Origin of the sequence: Embleya sp. NPDC050154 (genome assembly GCF_044460165.1) — a bacterium.
GTDB lineage: Bacteria > Actinomycetota > Actinomycetes > Streptomycetales > Streptomycetaceae > Embleya.
In genome coordinates, this window is record NZ_JBITJP010000007.1 from 355,305 (window position 1) to 368,050 (window position 12,746).

The window sequence follows — 12,746 nt, forward strand, 5'->3', positions numbered from 1 at the left end:
CGGGCCGGTCGGATTCGGCCGCACCGGAGGCCCCCGCGGAGCCCGGCATGACGGTGTTCGTCGTGCGCCGGCTGGGACTGCTCGTGTTGTCCCTGCTCGGTGCGAGCGTACTGACCTTCGCGCTGCTTCGGCTGCTGCCCGGTGATGCCGCCACCTCGGTCGGCGGCATCACCGCGGACTCCGCCCAACTGCGGGCGATCCGGCACGACCTGGGCCTGGACCGGCCGTTGCTCGTCCAATACTGGACGTGGTTGATCGACGTGCCGACCGGCGACCTGGGTCGCTCGCAGCTCAACGGTTCGTCGGTGACCGCCGAACTGGGCGAGAAGCTCCGGGTGACCGGTCCGCTGGTCATCGGCGCGCTGGTGCTCGCGCTGGTCTTCGCGGTGCCGCTGGGGATGCTCGCGGCGGTGCGTCGTGAACGCCGCGACGGCACCGCCATCAGCGTGGTGAGCCAACTGGGGATCGCGCTGCCGACGTTGTGGGTGGGCCTGGTGCTGATCCTGCTGTTCGCCGTGCAGACCCCGCTGTTGCCCGCGCAGGGCTTCCCGGTCGACGGCTGGGCGGACCCGGGCGAGGCGAGTCGCAGCCTGGTGTTGCCCACCCTGACCCTGGCCCTGTCCGAGGGCGCGGTACTGCTGCGGTTCGTCCGCTCGGCCACCCTCGATGTGCTGCACCGCGACTACCTGCGAACCGCGCGCGCGGCGGGCCGCACCCGGACCGGCGCACTGCTGCGGCACGGCGTGCGCAACGCGGCCGGCCCGGTGTTGTCCATGCTCGGTGTGCAGGTCGCCGCGCTCCTGGTGGGTGCCATCGTGGTGGAGAAGGTCTTCACCCTGCCCGGCGTCGGTTCGATGCTGGTCGCCGACGTGGGCAACCGTGATCTGGTCAAGGTGCAGGGCGAGGTGATGCTGCTGGTCGCGATCGTGCTGTTCGTGGGCTTCCTGGTGGACGTCGCGCAACGACTGATCGACCCGCGCCTGGCGGACGTTCGCACCCGGGAGGTGTCCGCGTGAGGAACTCGAACGCGCCCGAGAGCGTTTCGGTCGGGGCCGACCAGGGCGCGGCGCTTGCCGAGAAGGGCGCGGCCACCGCCGCGAACGTCCCGGCGGGCCGTACCGTCCTGCGTGCGCTGCTACGCGACCGCAACGGCGTGATCGGCGGCACGCTGGTCGCGATACTGGTCGCCTCGGTGTTGTTGTCGCTGATCTGGACCCCGTACGACCCCACTGCCGTCGACCCGAACGCGCCCTGGCTGCTGCCGTTTCGGGACGGCCACGTGCTCGGCACCGACATGCTCGGCCGCGACCAGTTCAGCCTGATCCTGGTCGGCTCCCGGGAGACTTTGCTGATCGCCCTCGCTTCGGCGGGCATCGCCGCCGCGCTCGGCGTGCCGCTCGCGTTGGCCGCGGCGCTCGGACCACGGAGGTTCGCGGCCGGCGTGGTGCAACTGATCGACATCGCCATCGCGTTCCCGGCGTTGCTCACCGCGATGATCCTGGCCGCGGTGTTCGGCGGTTCGGTGTGGACCGCGTCCGGTGCGCTCGGCGTCGCGTTCGGGGTGCACCTGGCCCGGATCGCGCGTGCCGAGATCGAGCGGGTACACGGCACCGACTACGTGCTCGCGGCCACCGCGAGCGGATCGAGCACATGGCGCACCGTCCGCCGACACATCCTGCCGAACATCGCCCCCACCCTGCTGGTGCAGCTCTCCCTGGTGATGGCCGTGGCGTCGCTGACCGAGGCCGCGCTGTCCTACCTCGGCTACGGCAGCCCCGCGCCCGCCGTGTCCTGGGGCCGGATCCTGCACGACCAGCAGCCCTACATCTCCGCCCGACCGCTGCTCGTGATCTGGCCGGGGCTGGCCGTCGCACTGTCCGTCCTGGGCTTCAACCTGCTCGGCGACGCGATCCGCGACGCGAGCGATCCACGCCTGCGACACCGTGCCCCGAAGGTCGGGGCCGACGCACTCTCCGAGGCCGAAGTCCGGGTGCCGGTCGCACCGTTGGCCACCGAGGGCGCGCTGCTTGAGGTCTCCGGCCTGACCATCCGGATCGGCGGTCGTACCGTGTGGTGGACGGCGTCGACCTGACCCTGGCGCCCGGCGAACGACTGGGCCTGATCGGTGAGTCCGGCTCCGGCAAGTCGCTCACCGCGCTGGCCGTGCTGGGCCTGCTGCCCGAAGGTGCCGAGGTCACCGGCAGCATCCGCCTCGACGGCGTGGAACTGCTCGGCAGACGCGAGCGCGAACTCGCGCGCATCCGCGGGGATCGGGTCGCGATGGTGTTCCAGGAGCCGCTCACCGCGCTCGACCCGACCATGCGGATCGGCCGACAGATCGCCGAACCACTGCGCCTGCACCGGGGCATGAACCGCCGTCAGGCCGACCTCGCGGCGATCGAACTGGCCGAGCGGGTGGGTCTGCCGGATCCGGCCGAGTTGGTCCGGGCCTGGCCGCACCAACTCTCCGGTGGCCAGCGTCAACGAGTGGGCATCGCGATCGCGCTCGCGTGCCGACCCGCGCTGCTGATCGCGGACGAGCCGACCACCGCGCTGGACGTCACCGTGCAGCGGGAGATCCTCGCGCTACTCGACGCGTTGGCCCGCGAGCAGGGCACCGCGCTGCTGTTCATCACGCACGACCTCGCGGTGGTGTCCCGGGTCAGCGACCGGATCGCGGTGCTGCGGACCGGTCGGGTGATCGAACACGGGCCCCTGGAGCGCATCCTGTACGACCCCGACGCGCCCTACACCCGCAGGCTGCTGGCCGCCGCGCGGGCGACCGCGTTCGACGCCGGCGCGTTCGAGGCGGCGGACCCCGAGCCGGCGGACCCCGAGGCGGGCGTCCGTACCGCGACCGAGCCCGTGGAGGCACCACTGTGACCGCGACCGCGCCCGCCGTACTGCTGCGCGCCGAGGGACTGACCCGGACGTATCGCCTGCCGCGCCGATCGTTGTGGGGCCCGGCCGGGCAGCGGTACGCGCTGCGCGGCGTCGACCTGGAACTGGCCGAGGGCGGCTCGCTGGGCGTGGTCGGCGAATCCGGCGCGGGCAAGTCCACCCTGATCCGACTGCTGCTCGGGCTCGACCGCCCGGACGGGGGAACGATCCACTATCGCGACCGCGAGGTACGGCCCGGACCGGCGCGCTCGCTGGCCTGGTTCCGGCGCGAGGTACAGATCGTCCTCCAGGACCCGATGAGCTCGCTCGACCCGCGCTCGCGGGTGCGCGACATCGTGGCCGAGCCACTGGAATGCCTGGGCGTCGAGGGCGACCACGACGCTCGGGTGGACGAGGTCCTGACGTCCGTCGGGTTGGATCCGGCCATGCGTACCCGCCATCCCCACGAATTCTCCGGCGGCCAGCGCCAACGCATCGCGATCGCCCGCGCGCTCGCACCGCACCCCCGCGTCCTGGTCGCCGACGAGCCGGTGAGCGCACTCGACGTCTCCGTCCGCGCCCAGATCCTGGACCTGCTGCGCGACCTCACCACTCGACTCGGATTGTCCCTGATCCTGGTCTCCCACGACCTCGGCGTAGTCCAACACCTGTGCGACCACGTCCTGGTCCTCAAATCAGGCCACCCCGTCGAATCAGGCCCCACCCCCCAAGTCCTCGGCCACCCGACCCACCCCTACACCCAATCCCTCCTGGCCGCGATCCCCACCCTCCCGCCCCCACCCCCAACCCCCACCCACGAGGACGCCCCCACCCACGAAGGCGTCCTCACCAACGCCGGCGCCCCCACCCACGAGGACGTCCTCACCAACGCCGGCGCCCCCACCAACGCCGTCGTCCCCACGGACACCTGCGTGCCAACCGACAAGGACGTCCCATCGGACAAGAGCGTCCCCACCGACGAGGGCGTCCCCACCGATGCCGGCGTCCTGACCAACCCCAGCGTCCCGAGTGAACCCGCCGCACCACACTCAGCCCGGCCGGCGTTTGAGGCCAAGTAGCCGGGCCGGCGCTTGAGGCCACCTCGGCCGAAGGCCGGGTAACTCCAGCCGGGCCGGCGTTCGAGGCCAACCTCAGCCGGGCCGGCGTTCGAGGCCAACCTCAGCCGGGCCGGCGTTCGAGGCCAACCTCAGCCCGGCCGGCGTATGAGGCCACCCCAACCGACCCGTGTATCACGCACCAAGGGGGGTACCAGCCCAGATCCCGGGCCGGGCGAACACGGCCCGAGAGCCCTCCGGAGGGACCATGCCACTCGAGCCCCCCGCCGACGAAGTCGAGCTCCACGTCAACGGCGAAGCCCGACGGCTCCGCGTCGACCCCCGCGTCACGCTCTTGGACGCGCTACGCGACGGGCTGGGGCTGACCGGCCCCAAGAAAGGCTGCGATCTGGGCCAATGCGGCGCCTGCACCGTGCTCCTCGACGGCCGCCGCGTCACCTCGTGCCTGACCTTCGTCCTCATGCACGACGGCCGCGAGGTGACCACGATCGAGGGCCTGGACGGCGACCCCGAAGGGGAGTTGCACCCGGTGCAACAGGCGTTCGTGGACCACGACGCGTTCCAGTGCGGCTTCTGTACACCCGGCCAGATCATGTCGGCGGTAGCCCTCCTCGCCGAGGGCCACGCCGGCGACGACGACCAGGTCCGCGAATGGATGAGCGGCAACCTGTGTCGCTGCGCCGCGTACCCCAACATCGTCGCGGCGATCGCCGCCTCGGCCGGGCGGTAGGCCGCGATGCGCCCCTTCACCTACACCCGTCCGGCCGAACCCGCGCGGGCCTGGACCGAGCTCGGCCCGGACGCGATGTACATCGCCGGCGGCACCAACCTCGTCGACCTGATGAAGTGCGGTGTCGCCACACCCACCCGCCTCGTCGACATCGGCCGGCTGCCGCTCACCGATCTGACGCCGGACCCGGCCGGCGAGACGATTCGGATCGGCGCCCTGGTCCCGAACAGCGACCTCGCCGCCCACCCGGTGGTGCGCGAGCGGTTGCCGGTGTTGTCCGAGGCCCTGCTGGCCGGCGCGTCCCCACAACTGCGCAACCTGGCGACGCTCGGCGGCAATCTGCTCCAGCGCACCCGCTGCGGATACTTCCGCGACCCGGCGATGTCGTGCAACAGGCGCGAACCCGGCTCCGGATGCGCCGCATTGGACGGCGACCACCGGGGCCACGCGGTCCTGGGCACCAGCGAGCACTGCATCGCCACGCATCCCTCCGACCTCGCGGTCGCGCTGCTGGCGCTGGAGGCCCGGGTGTCGATCGACGGGCCGAACGGCCCGCGCGTCGAGCCGATCGAGACGTTCCATCTGCCGCCGGGGGACACCCCGCACCGGGAGACCACGCTGACCCACGGCGAGTTGATCACCGGGGTCGAGGTGCCGACGACCGCGCTCGGCGCCCATTCGCACTACCTCAAGGTGCGTGAGCGGGCCTCGTTCGCGTTCGCGATGTGTTCGGCCGCGGTCGCACTGGAGGTACGCGAGGGGATCGTCCGGGACGCCCGGATCGCGCTCGGCGGCGTGGCGACCACACCGTGGCGGGCACGTTCGGCCGAGGCCGCGCTGATCGGCGCACCGCCGAGCAGCGCCGCGTTCGCCCACGCGGGTGATGCCGCCGCCGAGGGGGCCGTGCCGCGCCGGGACAACGCGTACAAGGTCGAACTGATCCGCCGGGTGGTCGCCCGCGCCCTGAGCACCCTGGCCGCCCCGAGCATCCTGGCCGCCCCGAGCAGCCCGGAAGACCCGAGCAGCCCGGAAGGGGATCCCGCATGAGCCCGGAAACGCCCTGGATCGGCGCCGCCGAACCGCGCGTGGACGGCCCGGTCAAGGTCACCGGCACCGCGATCTACACCGGCGACGTGGCACTGCGCGACCTCGCGCACGCGGTGCTGGTGCAGAGCACGATCGCCAAGGGAAGGATCACCGGAACCGACATCGCCGCCGCCGAGACCGCGCCCGGCGTACTGGCGGTGTACATCTCCGACGGGTCGTTGGGCATCGGCCCGGTCGCGTCGTTCTACTCGGCCGACAACGGCCCGATGGGCGACGGCCGCACACCGCTGTCCGACCCGGTGATCCACCACCACGGGCAGCACATCGCGATGGTGGTGGCGGAGACCCTCGAACAGGCGGTGGCCGGCGCGGAGTCGATCCGCACGCGGTACCGCCACGAATCGCCGCTGGTGCGGATCGAGGATGCCATCGCGCAGACCCCGCCGGGCCGCGAGGACATCGTCCGGGGCGACCTGGCAACCGGTCTCGCGGTGGCCGATGTGACGGTGGAGGCGTACTACGAGACACCGCCGCAGCACATGAACCCGATGGAGCCGTGCGCGACCACCGCGCGCTGGTCGGGCGATCGGCTCACCGTGTACGACTCGACGCAGTATGTGGGCGGGGTGCGGGTCGCGCTGGCTGCCGCGTTCGGGCTGCCGGTGGACAAGGTCCGGGTGTTGTCCGGCTTCGTCGGCGGCGGCTTCGGCAGCAAGGGCACGGTCTGGCCGCACGTGCTGCTGGCCGCGGCGGCGGCGCGCCGGGTGGGCCGGCCGGTCCGGCTCGTGCTGACCCGCCCGCAGATGTTCACCTCGTGCGGCACCCGGCCGGCGACCCGGCAGCGGATCGTGCTGGGCGCGCACCGGGACGGCCGACTGACCGCGATCGCACACGACGGCACCACCGCCACCTCGCCCGGCGAGAACGTGGTCGAGTCGACCGGCGGGATCACCTCGACCCTGTACGCGTGCCCGAACGTCGCCATCCGGCAGCGGATCGTACGGCTGGACATGCAGCCGCCCACCTTCCAACGTGGTCCCGGGCGGGCCCCCGGATCCTTCGCGCTGGAATCCGCGCTCGACGAGTTGGCCCACGAACTGGGCATGGACCCGCTGGAGTTGCGGTTGCGCAATCATGCCGACATCGATCCGTCGTCGGGTCGGCCGTGGTCGAGCAAGCACCTTCGGGAGTGCTACCGCGTGGGCGCCGAGCGGTTCGGCTGGGATCCGGACGACCGTACACCCGGCACCCGCCGCGAGGGCGACGTGCTGATCGGCACCGGGATGGCGACCGCGGCCCACGAGATGGACCCGGGAGCGGCCGCCGCCCATGCCGAACTGCGGGTCGACGGTTCGGCGGTGATCGGTGTCGCGTCGCACGACATCGGCACCGGGACGTACACGGTGTTCGGGCAGATCGCCGCAGACGTGCTCGGCCTCGCGCCGGACCGGATCATCGTCCGCCTCGGCGACACCGACCTGCCTCAGGCGCCGCCGTCGATCGGCTCGCAGACCGTCGCCTACGTGGGCCCGGCGATCCGGCGGGCGTGCGAGGCGGTCCGCGACGATCTGCTCGCGGCGGCCGTCGCCGATTCGGAATCGCCGCTGTACCAAAAGGAGATCGGCGCGATCGAGTTCGGTGCCGATGTGTTCGCGAGCGAGTTGGCACGGATCGGGGTGCCCTCGTTGTCGGCGGTCGGCCACCACCATCCCGACGCGAACTCGCCGTACGCGGTGCAGTCGTTCGGCGCGCACTTCGCCGAGGTCGCGGTGGACTCGCTGACCGGTACGGTCCGGGTCCGGCGGATGGTCGGCGCGTTCGACATCGGCCGGGTGGTCAATCCGCGTACCGCGCGCAGTCAACTGCTGGGCGGGATGACCTTCGGGCTGGCGCAGGCCCTGATGGAGGCGACCACGATCGACCCGCGCCGGGGGCAGGTGGTCGAACCGCACCTGGCCGGCTACCACCTGCCGGTCAACGCCGATGTCGGCACGCTGGACGTGCTCTTCGTCGGCGACGCGGACCCGCACCTCAGCGACCTCGGCGCGCGGGGCGCGGGCGAGATCGGCGTGATCGGCGCAGCGGCGGCGATCGCGAACGCGGTGTTCCACGCGACCGGCGTGCGGGTGCGTACGCTGCCGATCACGCCGGATCGGGTGGTGGCGGGCTCGGGCGCCGGGTGGTAGCGGGCAAGCCGGCGGCGACGTGCCGGGCGCCGCCTATGCGTTCCGCGCCCTCCCGTTCGGACCCTGCCCATCCGGATTCTTCTCGGCCGGAGTCTCCTTGGCCGGAGTCTCCTTGGTCGGAGTCTCCTCGGTCGGGGTCTTGGCAGTCGGGGTCTTTTCGGTCGGCGACCCCGTGGGCGGTGTCGCTGCGGGTGGTTCCGTCATGGGGAGGGTGAAGGTGATCCGGGTTCCGGTGGTGTGTTCGGGGTCCAGCGCGATCGTGCCGCCGTGGAACTCGACGATGCGCTTGCACATGGCCAGGCCCATGCCGTTGCCCGGATACGCCTCACGGGTGTTCAGGCGCTGGAAGATCACGAAGATCCGGTCGGCCTGGGCCGGATCGATGCCGATGCCGTCGTCGGTCACCGAGATCCGCCACATTCCGTCCATCGGCTCCGCGCGTACCGCGACGTGCACCGGCCGGTCCGGTTCGCGGAACTTCACCGCGTTGGCGATCAGGTTCTGGAACACCACGGACAGTTGGGTGCGATCACCACGCACGGTGGGCAGCGGGTCGTGGTCGACCTCGGCGTCCGCCTCGCGGATCGCGATGTCGAGGTCGCCGACCACCGTCTCGAACACCGCGTTCAGGTCCACCGAAGACTCGTTCGCGGGCCTGCGGCCGATCCGGGAGAAGGCGAGCAGGTCGTCGATCAGAGCCTGCATCCGGACCGCGCCGTCCACCGCGAAGGCGATGTACCGGTCGGCGCGCTCGTCCAGTCGACCCTGGTACCGCTTTTCCAGGAGTCGGCAGAAGCTCGCCACCTTGCGCAGCGGTTCCTGGAGGTCGTGCGAGGCGGCGTAGGCGAACTGTTCCAGGTCCGAGTTCGAACGGCGCAACTCGGTGGCCTGCTCGGCCAGGCGACGGCGGGCGTGGTCGGAGAAGGCCAGTTCGTCGGCGAGCCGGCGGCGCATCGCCTCCATCGCGTCGGCCAGGGTACGCAGATCGGCCGGTCCGGTGGGGGTGATCTCGTGCCCGAACTCGCCCCGGGCCACCGCGTCCGCGTCCGCCACCAGTCGGCCCACCGGGAGCGTGACACCGCGACGCAGCCCCGCGAACACCATGACCGCGCCCGCCGCGATCACCAGCGCGATCGCGCTGAACACCCACGTACGCAGGTCGCGGACGTCCTGGAGGTCGGCCCGGGCCAGGTCGCGCTGCCGCTGGAGGCGCTCCCGCTGCTCGCGCGTGGCCGCGCGCAGCGCCGGGTAGGGCGCCGGGTCGGCGACGGCCGCGCGTACCTCCGCCGGCGGCGCGGTCCCGGGGGCGACGCTCAGGGCCGGGCGGATCACCCGGTCCTCCCACGCCCGGGCGCGCTCCAGCACCAGTCGCAGGCGATTCGTCGCGGCCGGGTCGCCGCGCAACAACTCGTGTAGTACCGCCACTTGTTCGCGCTCGACCTCGTGGCTCGCCGAGTACACCTCCAGGAGCGGCGCGTTCCCGGTCAGGACGTAGTCCCGGACCGAGGCGTCCTGGTCGGCGTAGGCGGTCTCCAGCCGCACCGCCGCGATCAGTGCCGGTGAGCTGTGGTCGACCAGATGCCCGTTGACCGAGGTCGAACGTGCGAACACCCAGGCGCCGAGCAGCGCGAGCAGGGTCAGCACCACCAGCGTCGCGGAGACGCCCACGAGCAGCCAGCGCCGGGTGTCCCAGTCGTGCCGCCGTGCGCGGGTCGTCGACAGCCGCGATCGTGGGCCGGCCTCGTCGTGTCGCTCCACCGCACCGTCCCCATTGTTCGATCGTCGTGAACCCGCCGCCGGTGCCGGCGAGCGGCCGGACCGGGTACGAGGACCGGTATCTGCCCGGAACGATGATCTTTGCACCCGATCGGAACGGTGGATCGCGCGTTCACGCTGCGCACGCCGCGGGGCTGGAGGTCCTGGCCGAGGCGGGCACCATCGTTTTCCGGGGCGGGCCGACCCGACCGCGCGCTCAGCCCGCGGAGCCGGCCGCCCCCGCCGACGCGGCCCAGCGGCGCTGCTCGTCCTCGACGATCCGCCGGGCCATCGACACGTCGGACACGTCCACCGCGTCCGGGGTGGACTCTGCCACGTCGCTGCGCCGGGCGAAGGCGTCGAACAACCGCGACTTGTCGGCCGGGATGTTCAGCATCCGCTGATCGACGCTGTCCGGAGACAGCAGGCGATGCACCTGCACGGTGCGCACCTGGCCCATTCGGTTCACCCGCGCCTCGGCCTGATGCTCCATGGTGGGCTTGATCTGCGGTTCGCAGATCACCACGACCGAGGCCGCCTGCATGTCAACCCGGTCCCGCCCGGCCTGGATCTGCGCGAGCAACACCGCGTGCCCGGACACCGCCGAGAAGGCGTCGACCATCTCCTGCCGCCGGGCGGCCGGCACCGCGCCGTCGATCGGGCCGAACCGACGCAGTCTCCTCGACCGCGCGGGCGATCTGCCGCGCGGCGGCCACCGCCTGCGCCACGGTCTGCTCGCCCACCCCCGGCACCCGGCGCAGGGCGTACGGCTGCGCGTCGTGCACACTGCCCACCGACGTGTACCCGGCCTCCTCCAACGCACCGAGCCGCAACCGCCCGCCGGTCGCCTCGCGCAACTGGGCGATCGGGATCTCGCGCAGGGCCTCGGCCACCAGTCCGGCCTGGAGCGGCCACAGCGCGGCACGTACCGCGTCGAGCGCGCCGGCGTGATCCGCGGCGACCGCGCGTGCGGCCGTGTGCAGTTGCTCGGCCGCCGCGAGGACGGGCAGCGCCCGTCCGCCGACGGCCGGATCGACGGGCTCGGGTCCGATCGCCGCCATCGCGTCCCCCGCTCGTGCCGTTGTGTGCGATGCGGGGAATCCTCCCATGCGGAATGTCGGGTGAGGGACGGGTTCGGGGCGTATGCGGGACGGGCGGTGGCCGCGTGCCCGACCGGTGAAGTGGGGCCCGGTGGGGCAGGACAGACACGGTGGCTTCGGCGGGATCCGCCGGGGTGTGGTCGACGCGGAGGGGACGGGTTCGAGGGATGGCACTCGACGGTTTGCGGGATGCGCACGACGCCTGGTGGAAGTCCGCGGTGGTGTACCAGATCTATCCGCGCAGCTTCGCCGACTCCAACGGCGACGGCATCGGGGACCTGGCCGGGATCACCGCGCGGCTCGACTATCTGAAGGAACTGGGCGTCGACGTGTTGTGGTTGTCGCCGGTCTACCCGTCGCCGCAGGACGACAACGGCTACGACATCAGCGACTACCGGGATATCGAACCGTTGTTCGGCACTCTGGCCGACTTCGACCGGTTGCTCGCGTCGGTGCACGAGCGCGGGATGCGGTTGGTGATGGACCTCGTGGTCAACCACACCTCCGACGAGCACCCGTGGTTCCGCGAGTCGCGCGAGGGGCCGAACAGCGCCAAGCGGGACTGGTATTGGTGGCGGCCGGCGCGAAAAGGCGGGGACGCGACGGGGGAGGGGGCGGGTTCGGAGTCGGCGGGCTTGGTGTCGGCGGGTTCGGAGTCGGCGGGTTCGGAGTCGGCGGCGCCGAACAACTGGGGGTCGTTCTTCTCCGGGTCGGCCTGGCAACACGACGTCGCGAGCGGCGAGTACTACCTGCACCTGTTCTCCCCCAAGCAGCCCGACCTCAACTGGGAGAACCCGCAGGTCCGGCAGGCCGTGTACGCGCTGATGCGGTGGTGGTTGGACCGCGGCGTCGACGGTTTCCGGATGGACGTGATCAACCTGATCTCGAAGGACCCCGACCTCCCGGACGGCGCGCTGCACGGCGACGGCCTCTACGGCGACGGCTCGCCGTACTACATCTGCGGTCCTCGGGTACACGAGTACCTCCAGGAGATGCACCGCGAGGTCTTCGCCGGGCGGCCCGAACGGCTGCTCACCGTGGGCGAGATGCCCGGCGTCACGCTGGAGCACGCCCGCCTGTTCACGGATCCGGCGCGCGGCGAGGTGGACATGGTCTTCCAGTTCGAACACGTGGGGCTGGACTTCGGCCGCAGCAAGTTCGACGTGCGGCCGCTGCGACTGACCGACCTCAAGGCCTCGCTCGGCCGCTGGCAGAGCGGCCTCGCCGAGGTCGGCTGGAACAGCCTGTACTGGAACAACCACGACCAGCCGCGGATCGTCTCGCGATTCGGCGACGACGGGCCCGAGCATCGGGTGCGCTCGGCGACCATGCTGGGCACCGTGCTGCACCTGCACCGGGGCACGCCCTACGTCTACCAGGGCGAGGAACTGGGCATGACCAACGCGCCGTTCGCCTCGATCGAGGACGTGCACGACATCGAGGCGCGGGGCCACTACGCGCAGGCCGTCCGGGCGGGCGAGGACCCGGCGCGGGTTCTGGACGGGCTGCGCGCGCGGGGCCGGGACAACGCGCGTACGCCGATGCAGTGGGACGCGTCCGAGCACGCCGGATTCACCACCGGCATACCGTGGTTGCCGGTCAACCCCAACCACACCACGATCAACGCGGCGGCGGCGGTCGCCGATCCGGAGTCGGTGTACCACCACTACCGCCGGTTGATCGCCCTCAGGCACAGCGAACCGGCGGTCGTACACGGCGACTTCACGATGCTGCTTGCCGACGACGAGCGGCTGTACGCGTTCACCCGCCGGTATCGCGACACCACGCTCCTGGTGCTCGCCAATTTCACCGGCGAGGCGGTTCCGGTGCCGGCCGACCTGGCGGCGGAATGGGCGGACGTGCCGCTCGTGCTCGGGAACGCGGGGCCGATCGACGCGACGGTGCTTCGACCGTGGGAGGCGCGCGTACATCGGCGCGTGTAGCCAACCGCAGCGGTGGATACAGAGAGTGC

General features: G+C 71.9%; 9 protein-coding genes and 1 pseudogene. 8 read left to right on the plus strand and 2 right to left on the minus strand.

The window, feature by feature from the left end; translation table 11 throughout:
- Positions 1 to 47: 47 nt before the first annotated feature.
- The 7 genes from ACIBSV_RS17975 (at position 48) to ACIBSV_RS18005 (ending at position 7,919) form a co-directional block, all read left to right on the plus strand.
- Positions 48 to 1,016 carry an ABC transporter permease gene (locus ACIBSV_RS17975; RefSeq protein WP_395863998.1) on the plus strand — a complete coding sequence of 323 codons (969 nt, stop codon included), beginning with the start codon at positions 48 to 50 and terminating at the stop codon, positions 1,014 to 1,016.
- Positions 1,013 to 2,092 carry an ABC transporter permease gene (locus tag ACIBSV_RS17980; protein WP_395864000.1) on the plus strand — a complete coding sequence of 360 codons (1,080 nt, stop codon included), beginning with the start codon at positions 1,013 to 1,015 and terminating at the stop codon, positions 2,090 to 2,092. Before ACIBSV_RS17975 ends, ACIBSV_RS17980 begins: the two co-directional genes overlap by 4 nt.
- Positions 2,074 to 2,883: an ATP-binding cassette domain-containing protein gene (locus tag ACIBSV_RS17985; RefSeq protein ID WP_395864002.1), complete on the plus strand. Its 810-nt coding sequence runs from the start codon at positions 2,074 to 2,076 to the stop codon at positions 2,881 to 2,883. Before ACIBSV_RS17980 ends, ACIBSV_RS17985 begins: the two co-directional genes overlap by 19 nt.
- Complete coding sequence (locus ACIBSV_RS17990) at positions 2,880 to 3,959, plus strand: ABC transporter ATP-binding protein (RefSeq protein ID WP_395864004.1); 1,080 nt, start codon at positions 2,880 to 2,882, stop codon at positions 3,957 to 3,959. Before ACIBSV_RS17985 ends, ACIBSV_RS17990 begins: the two co-directional genes overlap by 4 nt.
- A 244-nt stretch (positions 3,960 to 4,203) precedes the next feature.
- Positions 4,204 to 4,686 (plus strand): (2Fe-2S)-binding protein, encoded by a 483-nt coding sequence (locus ACIBSV_RS17995; RefSeq protein ID WP_395864006.1) that lies wholly within the window; start codon positions 4,204 to 4,206, stop codon positions 4,684 to 4,686.
- A 6-nt stretch (positions 4,687 to 4,692) separates the two neighbouring features.
- Complete coding sequence (locus ACIBSV_RS18000; RefSeq protein ID WP_395864008.1) at positions 4,693 to 5,733, plus strand: FAD binding domain-containing protein; 1,041 nt, start codon at positions 4,693 to 4,695, stop codon at positions 5,731 to 5,733.
- Positions 5,730 to 7,919, plus strand: a complete 2,190-nt coding sequence (locus ACIBSV_RS18005) for a xanthine dehydrogenase family protein molybdopterin-binding subunit (RefSeq protein ID WP_395864009.1) — start codon at positions 5,730 to 5,732, stop codon at positions 7,917 to 7,919. The genes ACIBSV_RS18000 and ACIBSV_RS18005 overlap by 4 nt, the downstream gene beginning before the upstream one ends.
- A 33-nt stretch (positions 7,920 to 7,952) precedes the next feature.
- Here the strand turns inward: ACIBSV_RS18005 and ACIBSV_RS18010 are convergent, their stop codons facing one another.
- Entirely contained in the window at positions 7,953 to 9,677 is a 1,725-nt protein-coding gene (locus ACIBSV_RS18010; protein ID WP_395864011.1) for an ATP-binding protein, read from the minus strand.
- A gap of 214 nt (positions 9,678 to 9,891) precedes the next feature.
- Positions 9,892 to 10,341: pseudogene (locus tag ACIBSV_RS18015) on the minus strand (C-terminal helicase domain-containing protein); the annotation flags it as partial.
- Positions 10,342 to 10,941: 600 nt separating this feature from the next.
- On the opposite strand from ACIBSV_RS18015, the gene ACIBSV_RS18020 reads away from it, so the two are divergent.
- Positions 10,942 to 12,717: an alpha-glucosidase gene (locus ACIBSV_RS18020; RefSeq protein WP_395864012.1), complete on the plus strand. Its 1,776-nt coding sequence runs from the start codon at positions 10,942 to 10,944 to the stop codon at positions 12,715 to 12,717.
- Positions 12,718 to 12,746 lie beyond the last annotated feature (29 nt).